At 63.8% G+C, this 15,631-nt stretch carries 13 protein-coding genes; 6 read left to right on the plus strand and 7 right to left on the minus strand.

The features are described from left to right. Window positions 1-131: 131 nt before the first annotated feature. Genes OWC48_RS34300 through OWC48_RS34310 form a run of 3 tightly spaced genes read right to left on the minus strand, consistent with a single transcriptional unit; the run spans window position 132 to window position 3,511 of the window. Entirely contained in the window at window positions 132-1,004 is an 873-nt protein-coding gene (locus OWC48_RS34300) for an ABC transporter permease (RefSeq protein ID WP_028149198.1), read from the minus strand. Then, the gene (locus OWC48_RS34305; protein ID WP_282523938.1) at window positions 1,001-1,942 is read right to left on the minus strand and encodes an ABC transporter permease; all 942 of its coding nucleotides are present in this window, start codon (window positions 1,940-1,942) and stop codon (window positions 1,001-1,003) included. The genes OWC48_RS34300 and OWC48_RS34305 overlap by 4 nt, the downstream gene beginning before the upstream one ends. Window positions 1,943-1,999: 57 nt before the next feature. Beyond that, window positions 2,000-3,511, minus strand: coding sequence for an ABC transporter substrate-binding protein (locus OWC48_RS34310; RefSeq protein WP_282523939.1), 1,512 nt, complete (start codon window positions 3,509-3,511; stop codon window positions 2,000-2,002). A 231-nt stretch (window positions 3,512-3,742) separates the two neighbouring features. Between OWC48_RS34310 and OWC48_RS34315 the strand changes: the two genes are divergently transcribed. From OWC48_RS34315 to OWC48_RS34335, 5 genes are read left to right on the plus strand one after another with little or no spacing between them, the layout of a single operon-like run. Then, complete coding sequence (locus OWC48_RS34315) at window positions 3,743-4,951, plus strand: ROK family transcriptional regulator (RefSeq protein WP_282523940.1); 1,209 nt, start codon at window positions 3,743-3,745, stop codon at window positions 4,949-4,951. After that, the gene (gene nagB, locus OWC48_RS34320) at window positions 4,948-5,724 is read left to right on the plus strand and encodes a glucosamine-6-phosphate deaminase (protein ID WP_282523941.1); all 777 of its coding nucleotides are present in this window, start codon (window positions 4,948-4,950) and stop codon (window positions 5,722-5,724) included. Before OWC48_RS34315 ends, nagB begins: the two co-directional genes overlap by 4 nt. Next, on the plus strand, window positions 5,721-7,316 hold the full coding sequence (gene ggt / locus OWC48_RS34325; RefSeq protein ID WP_282523942.1) for a gamma-glutamyltransferase: 1,596 nt from the start codon (window positions 5,721-5,723) through the stop codon (window positions 7,314-7,316). The genes nagB and ggt overlap by 4 nt, the downstream gene beginning before the upstream one ends. Window positions 7,317-7,352: 36 nt before the next feature. Next, a complete protein-coding gene (locus OWC48_RS34330; RefSeq protein ID WP_282523943.1) occupies window positions 7,353-8,978 on the plus strand; it encodes an ABC transporter ATP-binding protein in 1,626 nt (541 codons plus the stop codon). 33 nt (window positions 8,979-9,011) lie between these two features. Next, a complete protein-coding gene (locus OWC48_RS34335) occupies window positions 9,012-10,241 on the plus strand; it encodes a Gfo/Idh/MocA family protein (protein WP_282523944.1) in 1,230 nt (409 codons plus the stop codon). Between the two features lie 45 nt (window positions 10,242-10,286). Here OWC48_RS34335 and OWC48_RS34340 read toward each other — a convergent pair whose 3' ends face one another. The 4 genes from OWC48_RS34340 to madL all read right to left on the minus strand — a co-directional run bounded on the left by OWC48_RS34340 (window position 10,287) and on the right by madL (window position 13,786). Continuing rightward, window positions 10,287-11,435, minus strand: a complete 1,149-nt coding sequence (locus tag OWC48_RS34340) for an ABC transporter substrate-binding protein (protein WP_282523945.1) — start codon at window positions 11,433-11,435, stop codon at window positions 10,287-10,289. Window positions 11,436-11,897: 462 nt separating this feature from the next. After that, window positions 11,898-12,584 carry a GntR family transcriptional regulator gene (locus tag OWC48_RS34345; RefSeq protein WP_282523946.1) on the minus strand — a complete coding sequence of 229 codons (687 nt, stop codon included), beginning with the start codon at window positions 12,582-12,584 and terminating at the stop codon, window positions 11,898-11,900. Continuing rightward, window positions 12,585-13,349 carry a malonate transporter subunit MadM gene (gene madM / locus OWC48_RS34350; protein ID WP_282523947.1) on the minus strand — a complete coding sequence of 255 codons (765 nt, stop codon included), beginning with the start codon at window positions 13,347-13,349 and terminating at the stop codon, window positions 12,585-12,587. Further along, window positions 13,346-13,786: a malonate transporter subunit MadL gene (madL, locus tag OWC48_RS34355; protein ID WP_282523948.1), complete on the minus strand. Its 441-nt coding sequence runs from the start codon at window positions 13,784-13,786 to the stop codon at window positions 13,346-13,348. Before madL ends, madM begins: the two co-directional genes overlap by 4 nt. Window positions 13,787-13,979: 193 nt before the next feature. On the opposite strand from madL, the gene mdcA reads away from it, so the two are divergent. Beyond that, window positions 13,980-15,626, plus strand: coding sequence for a malonate decarboxylase subunit alpha (gene mdcA / locus OWC48_RS34360; RefSeq protein ID WP_282523949.1), 1,647 nt, complete (start codon window positions 13,980-13,982; stop codon window positions 15,624-15,626). The last annotated feature ends 5 nt before the right edge of the window (window positions 15,627-15,631 follow it).

Consider the following 15,631-nt stretch of genomic DNA (forward strand, 5'->3'; position numbering starts at 1 on the left):
CGTCATCGACCTCTGTCATCGGATCTGCGCGCTGCAACGCTCGGATGAGACAGGCTTTGTGCTGCCGCCTGAAATCAAAAAGCCCTAGGCCACGCAGCGAAGTCCCTCAGCGGAACAGGCTCGTCTTCCATCTAGTGCCTGGGATTGAGGGCATCGTTCAGGCCGTCACCCATCAGGTTGAAGCCGATGACGAGCGCAATGATCGCGAGGCCGGGCCAGAAGGCCATCCATGGCGCCTCGCCGAGAAATTGCCTGGCAACGTCAAGCATGGCGCCCCATGACGGGGCCGGCGGAAGCTGCCCAAGCCCCAGAAAGGCCAGGCTCGCCTCGGCGAGAACTGCAATCGCCATGGTCAGCGTCGCCTGCACAATCGTCGGCGCTAGCACGTTCGGCAGCACCTGTCCGGTCAGGATGGCGAGATGGCCGAGGCCTTGGGACCGGGCCGCCGCGATATAATCCTCGGTGCAGACAACCAGCGTCTCGGCACGCGCGACACGAACGAACACCGGCACGGCGGAAATGCCGATGGCAATCATCGCATTTTGCAGGCTGGGGCCCAGGAACGCGGCGAGCGCAATCGCCAGCACCAGAAACGGGCAAGCGAGCAGCGCATCGGCGAAGCGCGAGATCACCATGTCGGTGAGGCCGCCGAAATAGCCGGCCATGAGACCAAACGGGAGGCCGATCAGCACCGCGACCGTCACGGAGACGATGCCGGCGGCAAGCGAGGCTTGCGTGCCGAAGATCACGCGCGACAGCACGTCCCGACCGAGATCGTCGGTGCCGAACCAATGTGCCGCACCGGGTGCCGCGCGAATCGCCATCCAGTCCGGCGAGTTTGGATCGTATGGCGCGATCCACGAGGCAAACACCGCCAGCACGACGAAGAACAGGATGATCGTGGCCCCGATGACGGCGGATGGTTCGCGCAACAGGCGACGAATTTCCGAAGGAGCGGCGGCGCGCGCCTGACTTGCGACCGGCACCGTCTCAATCGAGCTCATGATCTGAGCCTCGGATTGAGCAGCACATAGGCCACGTCGGCAATCAGGCTCATCAGGAGGAATACGGCTGCTGTGCAGAGCACGACCGCCTGAACCACGGCATAATCGCGGCTGAACACGCCGTCGACGACCATCTTGCCGAAACCCGGGATGGAAAAGACCTGCTCCGTCAACACCGCGCCGGCCAGCAGTTCGCCAAATTGCAGTGTGCCTAGCGTGACCACGGGAATCAGCGCGTTCGGCAACGCATGACGCAGCACGATGGTGCTTTCGCGCACGCCCTTCGCGCGGGCGGTGCGCACGTAGTCCTGCTTCATCGCCTCGATCATCGCGCTGCGGACATGGCGCATCATGATCGCAGCCGTGCCCGTGCCGAGCACCAAGGAGGGCATCAGCATCGAAAGCAGGTTGCGTCCCACGCTCTCGGACGGCGGAACGAAACCTCCGGCCGGAAGCCAGCCGAGATTCACCGAGAACAGAAGGATCAGCATGATCCCGAGCCAGAAATGCGGGATCGACAGTCCGGCAAGCCCGAACAGACTGGCACCGTAGTCGAACGGCGTTCCGCGCCCCAGCGCCGCGAAGATCCCGATCGGCAACCCGACGAGCAGCGCGACCAGCATCGACAGTATTGCGAGCTCGACGGTCACCGGCAATTTTTCCGCCAGCATGGTGCCGATCGGCAATCGGGTGCGTACCGAAGTGCCGAAGTCACCGTGCACCAGGGCTTTCAGCCAGACGGCGTATTGCACCGGGATCGGATCATTGAAGCGATACTTCTGCCGAAGATACTCGACGACTTCAGGATTACGCTCTTCACCGGCGAGCGCCAGCGCAGGATCGCCGGGCAGCAGTTTCAGCAGACCGAACACCATCATCGACACCAGCAACAAGGTCGGCAGTAGGACGGCAAGCCGGCGCAGAAGCAAGGTCTTCATCGGGGCAGACCAGTCCTCACCAGGGCGAGCGCGTCGGCGGGCGCAAGGCGCTGCGCATCAATTCACAGGCCCGACACCGACCAGACGCAAGAGACCGTCCGGCACCATGACGATGCCGCCGACCGATTTGCGGGCCGCGAAGAACCAGTTCGGGTGATGGAGGGGAATCGACGAGAGCGCCGTCAGGTAGATGTCCGTCGCTTTGGCGTAGAGTGCCTTGCGCTTGGCTTCGTCAGCCTCGCCCCGGGCCTGGTTCAGGATCGCATCGAGGTCCTTGTTGCAGTACTTGTTGACGTTCTGGGAGCCCGCGCAACTGAAAAAGGCGACCAACGTCGGGTCCGGGTCGGCGCGGCCGCTCCAGTTGCCGATATAGGCTTCGAAATTTCCGTTCATGTAGCGCTCGATGGCCGTGGTCGTTTCCATGGGCAGCAGCTTGACGTCAAAGCCGGCCTCGCCCGCCATCGACTGTATGATCTGTGCGACCCGGGAATCGCCGGCCGTATTCTCGTACTGGATCTCGACCGGCACGCGAGTCATTCCGGCGGCGGCAATCATTGCCTTGGCCTTGCCAACATCGCGAGCCGGCGCCTTGCGCGCGCTATCGTAGAACGGAGATGACGGCGGGATCATCTGGTTATCCGCCAGGAACTCGCCGTTGAAGGCAACGCGGTTGATGACATTGCGATCGATCGCCAGCTCAAAGGCCTGACGCAGCGTCGAGTTCTTGCCGAGTGGCGTATCGGCCTTCGCGCCCGCGCCGACATTGAACATCAGATGCGAGACGGCAAGTCCCTGGCCGGAATGCAAGGCGAGGTTGGGATCGTCGCGTACGGTCTTGAGATCGGTCGGCGCGATACGCTCCGCGAGATCGAGATCGCCCGCCCGGACACGCGACAGCCGCACGGTCGAGTCGGGAACGTAGTAGTAGACGACCTCGTCATAGCCGACCCGTGCGGCGTTCCAGTAGCCGGGATATTTCTTGACGCGAATGAGATCGCGCGACTTGCGCTCGGCAAATTGATACGGACCGGCACAGACCGGCGCGGCTGCAAATTCCCCGGCCTTCTCCGTGGCAGCCTTGGGCGAGACCATCATGCCGGCACGATCGCTGAGATTGGCAAGCAGCGGCACGAACGGCTCCGACAGGTTGAACTTCACCTTGTCCGCAGCAAGCGCTTCGACGCTCGCGATCGGCGCCAGTTCGGCCTTGCGCTTGGAATCCGGCATCGTCTTCATGCGCTCGATATTGAACTTGACTGCCGCTGCATCGAACGCGGTGCCATCGTGGAACGTGACGTTCTTGCGCAGCATAAAGGTGATCGACTTGCCGTCAGCGGACCACTCCCATGCCTCTGCCAGCTGCGGCACGATCTTGAGGTCGGGGGAGATATCGACAAGCTTGTCGCACAGCGCCGCAAACACGAAGCGGCCGGAGTAGGTGCCGCTGAGTGCCGGATCGAGCGCATCGGGATCGTCCTGGATGCCGACCCGCAATGTCGCGGCACTCGCCGAGACAAGGCCCGATGCGATCATCAGAATTGCCGCCAACGCCGTGCCCGTCCGCTTCATACGGAATTCCTTTCGTCGCACGCCTATCCCAAGGCATCCAAGCCTCTGCTGTGGAAGGTCAAGACAAGCACGACTGAACCTATTTGTAAATATCTCGAACAAATCGTTCTAAGATATGGAACTAAATTACAATGCACCGCTTTCGAAAGCGCAAAATCCTCGCATTAAACCCCTTGACGGCAGATCATGCGAGGTATTAGTTCGGTATGTTGACTAATTGGATTGAGGCCCATGTCAGACGCCCCCTCATCGCCCGTTGCGCGACAGCAATCCGTGCGCCTTGTGGTTGAGCGCCTGCTGCGCGATCGCTCGGTATCGCGCGCCGAAATCGCCCGCAGCACAGGCCTGTCCAAGCAGACCATCTCCGAAGTGATGCGTGATCTCGAGCGCGACGGCTGGGTCCATGAGGACGGTCAAATCCAGGGCAGCGTGGGGAGAAGCGCCGTCACCTATGCGCTCCGGCCGGACGCCGCCTTCGTGCTGGGTATCGACCTTGGCGGTACGAAACTGCATGTCGCACTTGCCGATCTGCACGGTGAGATCGTCGCCGAGAGCATCGAGCCGACATCCTGCGACGGCGGCGCTGCCGTGGTCGCACAGATCGATCGCATGAAGGATGCCCTGCTTCAGCGTGCGTCCGTATCGGCGCAACGTTTGCGCGGCGGCGTGATGGGAAGTCCGGGAATGGTCGACCCGGCGTCGGGCAGTATCGTCATCGCACCCAATATCCCCGGACTGGATAGCCTGGACGTGAGGGCCGCGCTGCGCGAACGGCTCGGGATCGACGTCGCCATCGAGAATGACGTCAATCTCGCCGCAATCGGGGAGCATTGGCGCGGCAACAGCCGCAAGGCTCGCAGTTTCGCCTTCATCGCAGTCGGCACCGGCATCGGCATGGGCATCTTTTCGGACGGTTATCTCGTGCGCGGTGCACGCGGGGCGGCCGGCGAGATAGCCTACCTGCCGCTTGGGGGCGATCCCTACGATGCGCGCGGCCTTCGGTTCGGCACCCTGGAAACCGCGATCGGCAGTGCCGGCATTGTCGAACGCTATATCGGGCTCGGCGGCGCGCCCGGCAGTACCGTGCGCGATGTCTTCGATCGGCTCGTGGTCGAGGAGGCGGCACGAGTGACGATCGACGAAGTCGGCCGGATCCTCACGACCGCGATCCTGGCGGTGCACAGCATCCTCGATTCGGAAATCATCATCATGGGTGGCAGCATCGGCGCGCGGCCCGAGTTGAAGGTCCGGATCGATGAACATCTGGCACGCTGCATGCGCGAGCCTGTTCGTATCGAGCTCAGCGCGCTCGGCAATCGCGCTACGCTGATCGGCGCGATCGGCAGCGCGATCGACCTCGTGCATCGCTCGTTGTTCGGCATCGGCAAGGATGCGGGCCCGCTGGCTCTTCCTTTCACGGCAGAAGATGTCGCCGCATGAAGGAGCAGGCGCCGAGAATCGAAGTTTTCGGCAATGCCGCCGCCGTCGCGGAACGCGCGGCCGCGCTTGTCATCGCGCGGCTGCACGATCGACGGCCGATGACCCTCGGTCTTGCGACCGGAGCGACCATGGCGCCGCTCTATGCCCGCCTTGTCGCCGCGACCCGCGCCGGCCTCATCTCATTCCGGACCGTGTCGAGTTTCAACCTCGATGAATATGTGGGCGTCGCACCCCAATCGCCCGGAAGCTTCCATGCCTATATGCAGCAGCATTTGTTCGGGCATGTGGATATGGAAGCCGGTCGGGCAAAGATCCCCGATGGCACGGCCGACGACGTCGCCGCCGAGGCCGCGCGTTATGAGGCGCAGATTGCGGCTGCCGGGGGCATCGACCTGCTGCTCCTCGGCATCGGCGCCAACGGCCATATCGGCTTCAATGAGCCAGGTTCGGATTTCGCCTCACGTACCCGCGAGGTCAGACTCGACGAAGCCACCCGCATCGCGAATGCCATCAATTTTCCCGATCCGGCGTCGGTTCCCGAACGTGCGATCACAATGGGCATAGCGACAATCCTGGAGGCTCGGAGCATCCTCCTGATCGCCAGGGGGCCGGAGAAAGCCGCCGCGGTCGCAGCCGCGATCGAGGGTCCGATCGCAGCAGCTTGTCCTGCCTCGGCGCTCCGCCTGCACGGCAACGTCGATATCCTTTGCGATGAACCGGCTGCAGCAGCCCTGGCCACGCGGCCCCAGAACAACAATCGGAGAAGGGCATGAGCTGGGGACAGCGCGATTTCATGGTGCCGGGGCGCTCACTGGCGGTTGGCGACCGGGGCATGGCCGCGACCTCTCATCCCGCTGTCACGCTCGCTGCGGTCGAGATCCTGCGCAGTGGCGGCAATGCAGTCGATGCCGCCATTGCCGCGATCGCCCTCCAGGGTGTCATTGATCCGCTTATGACCGGAATCGGCGGCGACTGTTTTGCGATCTATGCTCCCGCCTCCGGCAAACCCGTCGCCGTCAACGGCTCGGGCCGAGCGCCGGCGAAGGCCGAGCTCGGCTGGTTTCGGCAACACGGGCTGGCGTCGATCCCGGACGATTCACCCCATGCAGTCACAGTTCCGGGCGCAGTCGATGCCTGGTGCCGCCTCTCTGGCGACTATGGTTCAAAAAGCCTGGATGAGGTTCTGGCGCCAGCGATCCGCGCGGCCGAGACCGGCTTTGTGGTGACGCCCCGCGCCGCGCTGGATTGGGCACGTTACGCCAATCGCATCGAACGACATCAGACTGGCGTGCCGGTCTATCTGCCCGGCGGCGCTGCGCCCGCCGTCGGCAGCAAGCTCAATCATCCCGCACTCGGCGCGACGCTGCGCCGGATTGCGCGCGAGGGACGCGCCGCGTTTTACGAAGGTGCCGTCGCCGAAGAAATCGTCGCGACATTGAAGGCGCTGGGCGGAATGATGCAGCTTGAAGATCTCGCAAGTGCCCGATCGGAGTACGTTGAGCCGATCAGCGCCGACTACCGCGATCATCAAATCCTGCAATGTCCGCCTAATGGACAGGGCGTCGCGGCGCTGCTGATCGCCCGCATCCTTGCCGGCTTCGACATGGCCAATCCGGCGCTCAGTGAGGCGGATCGCATTCACCTCCTTGCCGAGGCAACCAAGGCGGCCTACCGGCAGCGCGACGCGCTGGTCGCCGATCCGGAATTCCGTCCGCTCGATGTCGACGCGCTCCTCTCGGAGGCGTCAGTCGCGGCGTTGCGCTCCTCCATCGACCGGAATCGTGCCAGCGCATCGGCGGATTTTGACATGCCTGTTCATCGTGACACGGCCTACGTTGCAGTCGCCGACCGCGACGGCAACATGGTATCTTTCATCAATTCGCTTTTCTTTGCATTCGGCAGCGGCATCTACGCCCCGCGCGCGGGGGTGCTATTGCAGAACCGAGGTTCGGGATTCTCCCTCCTCGAAGGACATCCCAATGCCATCGCGCCGCGAAAGCGTCCCTTTCACACCATCATTCCGGGTCTGCTGGCGAAGCACGGCAAGCCGATCATGGCCTTTGGCGTGATGGGTGGACAATACCAGGCGGCGGGACATGTGCAGATCCTGAGCGGCGTGCTCGATCGTCGGCTCGACATTCAGCAGTCCTCGGATGCGCCGCGCAGCTTTGCGTTTGATGGCACGCTGAGCCTCGAACCCACGATTCCCGGCTCCGTCGCTGACGAACTGATTGCGCGCGGTCATCGCGTGATCCGGGCGGACGAACCGCTCGGAGGTTGTCAGGCCGTGCACGTCGATCCTTCCAGGGGCGTCATGCTCGGCGCGTCGGACCATCGCAAGGACGGCATTGCACTGGCGGCGTGACCAGGATGAGAAAGACGTGATGTCGGATCGGACAGCATGAGCGAGACAACGGAGGCGATCCTGTCGATCGAGCGGCTGACGCTGGCGCTGCCCGCCGGCGGGGATCGCGCCTCTGCCGTCGAGGACGTTTCGCTGGCTCTGCATCCGCGACAAATCCTCTGCGTCGTCGGTGAATCCGGCTCCGGTAAATCGGTCTGCGCCTCTGCTGTAATGGGCCTGCTGCCCAGGGCCATTCGCCCGGTTGCAGGGGCCATACACTTTGAGGGACGCGATTTGCTGAACCTGCCCGCGGCAGAATGGCGGACGTTGCGCGGGCGACGCATCGCGATGATCTTCCAGGAACCGATGACAGCGCTCAATCCTGTGATCAGGATCGGCGACCAGATCATGGAAGCGTTCGAGGCGCACGGACAATTCACGCCAACTGAGCGGCAGGCCCACTTGCGCGCCCTCCTCGAAGAGGTCGGCATGCGCGATATCGAGCGGATCATCCGCAGCTACCCGCATCAGTTGTCGGGTGGCCAGCGTCAGCGTGCAATGATCGCGATGGCCCTTGCGCTCGAACCATCGATCCTGGTCGCGGACGAACCAACCACGGCACTCGACGTCACGACACAGGCACAGATCCTACGGTTGATCCGGGACATTCAGCAGCGGCGCGGCATGGCGGTGCTGTTCATCACCCATGATTTCGGCGTCGTGGCCGACATCGCGGACCGCGTCGCGGTCATGGAGAAGGGTCGCGTCGTCGAACAGGGGTCCGTGGAGGACGTGCTCGAGCGCCCGCAGCATCCCTATACGCGCCGGCTTCTCGCCGCGGTGCCCGGCGGGACTCCGCCGGTCCGGGTCCGGGTCGCGGATGAACCGATCGCCTGCGCTGCGACCGGACTTGCGAAGATCTATCGTGGCAGCGACTGGTTCAGCTCGCGGACCGAGGTCGCAGCCGTAAAGAATGTGACCTTCGAAATCCGGCGCGGCGAGACGCTCGGCCTCGTTGGAGAGTCCGGCTCGGGCAAGAGCACGATCGGTCGGCTGGTGATGCGCCTTACCGACGCCGATGCGGGCGTGGTCCGCATCGGCGAACTGGATTTCTCCGAGGCTCGCGGTGCCCGCCTGCGGGCCGCCCGCAAGCACGTCCAAATGGTGTTCCAGGATCCCTTCGCCTCGCTCAATCCACGTCGCCGCGTCGGGCGAATCATCGCCGACGGGCCGATCGCGCACGGCGTCCCGCCGGCGCAGGCCTTCGCGCGTGCCGAGGAACTGCTGGCGCTCGTGGGTCTCGACCCGAGCGCCGCGCGACGCTTTCCGCATGAATTCTCCGGAGGGCAACGCCAGCGGATCGGAATTGCGCGCGCGCTGGCGCTCGACCCGGAGGTGCTGGTGGCGGACGAACCGGTGTCGGCGCTCGACGTCTCTGTCCAGGCGCAGGTGCTCACCTTGCTCGAGACATTGAAGGCGCGGCTGCGGCTGGCGGTGCTGTTCATCACCCACGATCTCAACGTCGCGGCCCAGGTCTGCGATCGGATCGCCGTGATGCGCCTCGGAGAAATCGTCGAGATCAGGCCGACGGCAGATCTGCTGACACGGCCGGAGCATCCCTACACGCAGGCACTGCTGGCGGCGATCCCGGGCAGGCAACGCAGAATGCCCAATTCGGTCTGAACCACCGCATTTTCATCGAAGGAGGTCTCTGACATGCAGAAGCTCACGGAACTTCCACTGCTGCGCATCGGCCTTGTCGGCAGCGGCTTCATTGCCGCGTTCCATCTGCAGTCCATGCTCGGCGTGCGCAACGTCAGCGTCGGCGGCGTCTACAGCCGTTCTGCCGAGCGGCGGACGCGGATCGCCGACAAGGCGCGCAGTCTTGGCCTTGGGCCGGCGCATGTGTTTGACAGCATCGAAGCGATGGCAATGTCCGGCGAGGTCGATGCGCTTTGGCTGCTGACGCCGAACGACAGCCGTCTCGACATCATGCGCGAGATCCACCGCGTGACCAAGGCCGGGGCTCCCTTGCGCGCCATCGCTTGCGAAAAGCCGCTCGCCCGCACGCTTGCCGAAGCACGGGAAATGCGCAGGCTCGTCGAAGATGCAGGCCTGCTTCACGGTTATCTGGAGAACCAGCTTTTCTCGACCGCGGTGATGCGCGGCAAGGACATCATCTGGCGGCGAGCCGTACCCGGAAGTGGACGCCCCTATCTCGCGCGTGCCGCCGAGGAACATTCAGGACCGCACGAGCCGTGGTTCTGGCAAGGCGACAAACAGGGAGGGGGCGTGCTCTCCGACATGATGTGCCATTCAGTCGAGGTCGCACGCTTCATGCTCACCGCGCCAGGCGCAAAGCGCGATTCCTTGCGGCTGCTCAGCGCCAGCGCCACGACGGCCAATCTCAAATGGACGCGCCCCCACTACGCTGCCGACCTCAAGAGGCGAATGGGAGTCGATTTCACCAAACGTCCGGTCGAAGATTTCGCGCGCGGGATACTTGCGATGGAAGATGCTGATGGGCATCAATTGATGATCGAGGCGACGACCTCATGGGCGTATGTCGGCGCGGGCTTGCGCATCCAGCTTGAATTGCTTGGTCCCGAATATTCGATGGAGTTCTCCTCGCTCTCAACCGGCCTCAAGGTCTTCCTCTCCCGCGCAATCAGCGGATCAGAGGGCGAGGATCTCGTCGAGAAGCAGAATTCCGAGCAGGGTCTGATGCCGGTTGTCGAGGATGAAGCCGGCATCTACGGCTACACCGACGAGAACCGCCATATGGTGGAGGCATTCAGGCGAGGCATGAGTCCGGCAGAAACCTTCGATGACGGGGTCGGCGTCATGGAAATGCTTATGGGGCTCTATCGCTCCGCAGAGCTTGGCCGGACCATCCATTTCCCGGACCCCGAACTCGAACACTATGTCCCTCTCGTGGCGCGCTGACGGCGCGGGACGCGCCCATCGCGTCTTCCCGAGGATGGCGCGCTGCTATTTCGCCAAACGGAACTTCCCGCCCTCGACCTTGATCAAAAAGGCTGAGCGTTCATCATAGCCGTTGTGGTCGGTCTTGCTCATGTTCGACAGCCCATTGTTGAGATAGATGTTCTCCCCGCGCTCGAGTTCGTCCCGCAGAGCTGCACGAAACTCGGGCGTGCCCGGCTTCGTCGTCTTCAGCGCGTTCGGAGCAGCTTTCCCGATCAGCGCGACGACATCCCAGAGGTGAGCCGCGAACATATTGGGCTTCTGACCGTTCACCGCCTCATAGGCGGTCACGAACTGCTCCGTCGCGTGACGGAACGGGTCTCCGGCCGGAAGATCGGCCGCAACGGTAAAGGCCTCGCCGGCGAAAATAGCGCCTTCGACGGTCGCGCCTCCGAGCTTGATGAACTCCTCGCTGGCCACGCCATGTGTCTGAAAGATCTTTCCGGTGTATCCGCGCTCACGGAGCGCCTGTTGCGGCAGGACCGCCGGGGTACCTGCAGAAGCAATGAAGACCGCGTCAGGATTCGTCGACATCACCTTCAACGCCTGGCCGGTGACGCTGGTGTCCGCACGCGCGTAGACTTCATGCGTCGTCACCGTCAGGCCCAAGGTCGGTGCCAGGCGACTCACCTCTTTATAGTAACCTTCGCCATACCCATCCGAAACACCGATAAAGCCAAGCGTCTTCGCGCCGGATTTCGCGATGTATTTGAGAATGGCGCTCGCCATCAGGTCATCGTTGGGGACGACCTTGAAGGCCCAGGCCCGTTTGTCGTCCAGCGGCTGAACGATGGCGGTGGCGGCCGCAAGCGATAGCAGCGGCGTCTTCGACTCCAGCGCGACGTCGAGCATCGGCATGGTCACCGGCGTCAGGGAAGACCCGACCAGCACATCGACCTTGTCCTGGATCACGAGCCGGCGCGCGTTCTGGATTCCTTTGGTCGAGTCAGACTCGTCGTCCAGGGTGATGTAGGTCACCTTCTCTCCGCCGATCTCCTTTGGCAGAGCTGCGACAGTCTTGAGCTGGGGTTGCCCCAAGGCAGATCCCGGGCCGGTGGCCGAAATCACAATTCCGACCTTAATTTCCGCGTGCGCCGCGTATCCATAAAGTACGCAGGCCACAACAAGACAAACTCGCGTGAAACCGATCGTCATGCAGCACCTCCCTGTCCGCCCCAGTGTTTCGGCCGGCTGCATCGGACCCCGCGGGGCAGCATCAAGGACCCGGAGGAGATCGTCCGATATTCAAGCCCTGCCCCGCGGCTACGAGCAACCAGGCGAGCGACCCTAAGCGGATCGCAGGGCCGTGTCTGTCCCTATGCCTAGGGACAAGGACCAGCGTCTCAAGCCAGGCGCCGGCCTAAGCCACCCAATCGGCAGTTCACGTCGTGCGCGCCATGATCGAGCTGTCTTGCGTCGCGTTCGACGCCCCGATCGACTGGCTGGTGAGGCCGGACTATCGCGCTATTCGGTGCGCGGACGAACGCAGGCAAGATGCCTACGCCTCTGCCCGGCGCGCCTCGATCAGGCAGAATGGGCACGCGACCTTACCAATAGTCCATGCCTGCGGCCGCCGGATGCGGTCAAGCTATCGGCCCGATCGTGCGATCGGGCTACTCAGCCGAGGCGATCATCGATGTAGCGCCTGAGCGCGGACGCGGCGTTCAGCATGTGCGCACGCATTCGGCGCGCGGCGGTCTCTCCGTCACCTTCCGCGATCGCCTGCATGATGGCGTCATGCTCGTCGCGGGACTTGCGAATGCGATCGCCCTGTCGCAATTGGGTACGGCGGAAGGCGCTGAGCCGCGAACGCACGTCCTGCGCCTGCTCGGCGAGAAACGAGTTGTGCGTTGCCCGATAGATGCATTCGTGGAATTCGCGGTTGAACGCGTCATAGGCATCGACATCGTTCGCCTCGACCATCTGCAGCGAGGCGTCATGAAGCTCGATCAGATGGCTGCGCTCGAGCGGGGTCATGCGGTAGGTCGCGAGCCTGACGCACATGGCTTCCACCTCGGCGCTGGTCTCGAACATGTCCATGATGCGCTCCGGCGTCATCCGCGCAACGACGAGGCCGCGGCGGCCGCGCACCTCGACGAGGCCGCTGACCACGAGCTGGCGAAGCGCCTCCCGCACCGGCGTGCGGGAAGCTCCAAAACGATCGGCAAGCTGCTGCTCTTCCAGGGCCGAACCGGCGACGAGCGCACCTGAGGCAATCTCGTCCGTGAGCGCGTTCCGGATACGATCGGAGAGCAGCCCGCCATCGTCCTCAGCGTCGACTGCGACCTTCAATACTTCTGCCATTCAGCCTCCCGTGATCGCGCGCACCGCGAAGTAAAGGATCGAGGGCGCGACCAAGCATCCGAGCCCGGTGTGGAATGTCGCCGTCAGCGCACCGTAGGGCACCAGACGCCGGTCAGTCGCCGCCAACCCTCCAGACACGCCGCTGACCGTTCCCATCAAGCCGCCAAACACCATCGCGCTACGCGGATTGTTCAGGCCGATCATCTTCGCCACAAAGGGCGTGCCGATCATGACGATGACTGCCTTGAATACACCGGTCGCGATCGAGAGCGCAATAACCGGTGAGGATGCGCCGATCGCCGCGCCCGTGACCGGGCCCACGATGTAGGTGACCGCACCGGCGCCGATCGTCGTCAGCGATTCCGCGTCAGTGTAGCCAAACGCCGCGGCGACGAACACGCCGAGAATGAACGGCACCACCGTTCCCAGTCCGAGTGCGATTGCACCGATCACCCCGGCCTTGCGCGCATGGACGACATCGACCTCGAAGGCGGTGGCGACGATGGCGAAATCGCGCAGCATCGCTCCGCCCATCAAGCCGATCCCGGCCAGGGCCGGCAGGTCGGCCACGCCCTTCTCGCCGCCGGTGGAGATGCCTCCCCAAAAGGCCAGCGCAAGGCCCAGCATGATCGCGATCGCCGAGGCGTGAATGCGCCCGAAGGTGAGATGTTTCGAGATCGCCCCGGATATCCACATCAGGATTCCGACGGCCGCGAACGCGGTGATCAGTGCATTGGCGGCGAGAATGTGAGACATCATGGTCATCCGATCCTCCCGGACTTGAAGTGGGGCACAGGTGCAGCGAGTGCCTCGGCCTCTCGCGCCTCGATCTCGTCCATGGTCTCGACGCGACCGCTGAACCGCCCGATCAGGGCCACCATCGCGAAACACACCGCGACCGCGCCGATCCCCGCAATGACGACGACCGGACCGCCTTTTGCCGCGGCGACCACGTTCTGCTGCGCGGCCATGGCGACCACGATCGGAATGTAGAAGCTGCCCCAGAACTCGACGCCGGTCTTGAGCCCGTGGCTGAGTATGCCGTGCCGCATTAGCCAGAGCCGGGCCGCGATCAAGAACATCATGGCGATGCCGACGCCGCCGACATTGGCCTTCACGCCGAGGGCGACGCCGAGCAGGTCCCCCAGCAGGCCCCCTAAGAGGGTGCAGATCGCGAGCAGCGCTACGCCGGAAATGGTCACGGGCGCCTCCCCTCGGCGAGCAGCGCACGATCCCCAGGACTTGGACTATCTGCATGCATTCGCATCGTAAATTCCCTCCTGTGTATGCGAACATCCATCGCTTATGGATTTGTGTATACACTAATTGACATTAGAAGGCAATACGCATACATTGAGGCAATCGAAAGCCAACCCCGCATGCCAAGGAGCCGAAATGAGCGATTGGGGTATGCAAAAGGCCGCCCTGGCGGAGCGCCTGGCGGCCGGCGACCAGCACGCGAAGGGCAAGATGGTGCCCATCGCGAACCTGCCTGCATTCCTGAAGGCGGTGATCCGGTCAGGGGACCGGGTCTGCCTGGAGGGCGATAATCAGAAGCAGGCCGACATCCTCGCCTCGGCGCTCGCGAACCTCGACCCCCGGGATGTCCATGACCTGCACATGGTGCAGTCGGGGGTGGTCCTGCCCTCCCACCTCGACATCTTCGACAAGGGAATCGCGCGGCGGCTCGACTTCTCCTATTCGGGCCCGCAATCAGCCCGCATCGCGCGCATGCTGTTCGGCCGCAAGATCGAGCTCGGCGCGGTCCATACCTATCTCGAGCTGTTCGCCCGGTATTTCATCGATCTCACGCCGAACGTCGCACTCATCGCGGCGGTGAGCGCCGACAAGGACGGCAATCTCTATACGGGGCCGAACACCGAAGACACGCCGACGGTGGTCGAGGCGACGAGCTACAAGAACGGTCTCGTCGTGGCGCAGGTCACCGAAATCGTCGACAAGGTGCCGCGCGTCGATATTCCCGGCGACCTCGTGCATTTCGTGGTCGAGGCCGGCCGTCCCTTCTATGTCGAACCGCTCTTCACCCGCGACCCGGCCGCGATCACCGAAACCCAGATCCTGACGGCAATGCTCGCGATCAAGGGCATCTACGCGCCCTACGGCGTGCGCCGCCTCAACCATGGCATCGGCTTCAACACCGCCGCGATCGAGCTGCTGCTGCCGACTTATGGCGAGAGGCTCGGCCTCAAGGGCAAGATCTGCACCCATTTCGCGCTCAACCCGCATCCCACGATCATTCCGGCGATCGAATCCGGCTGGGTCGACCAGATCCACTGTTTCGGCTCGGAAGTCGGCATGGAGGATTACGTCGCGGCGCGTTCCGATGTCTTCTTCACCGGGCCCGACGGATCGTTGCGATCGAACCGCGCCTTCTGCCAGACAGCGGGCCTCTATGCCTGCGACATGTTCATCGGTTCGACGCTGCAGATCGATCTCGATGGCCACAGCTCGACGGTGACGACCAGCCGCATCGCCGGCTTCGGCGGCGCGCCCAATATGGGCTCCGATCCGCGCGGCCGCCGCCACCCGAGCGAACCCTGGCTCAAGGCCGGCGCCGAAGCCGATCCCGACTCCAATGCGGCGCTGCGCCGCGGCCGCAAGCTGGTGGTGCAGATCGGCGAGACCTTCGGCGAGCGCAAAGCGCCGCTGTTCGTCGAGCGGCTCGATGCGCTCGATCTGGCACGCGAGCTCAAGCTCGATCTCGCGCCGGTCATGGTCTACTCGGACGACGTCACCCACATCGTCACCGAGGAAGGCATCGCCAACCTCTTGATGTGCCGGAGCAAGGACGAGCGCGAGCAGGCGATCCGCGGCGTTGCCGGCTACACCGACATCGGACGCGCGCGTGATGCGAAGCTGGTCGAACAGCTCAGGCAGCGCGGTGTGATCCAGCGCCCCGAGGATCTCGACATCGATCCGCTCGACGCCGACCGGAGCCTGCTGGCGGCCCGCTCGATCAAGGACCTCATGCTGGCCTCCGGCGGTCTCTACCGCCCGCCCAGCCGCTTCCGCAACTGGTGAGGAGT

The organism is Bradyrhizobium sp. Arg816 (assembly GCF_029989365.1).
Classification (GTDB): domain Bacteria; phylum Pseudomonadota; class Alphaproteobacteria; order Rhizobiales; family Xanthobacteraceae; genus Bradyrhizobium.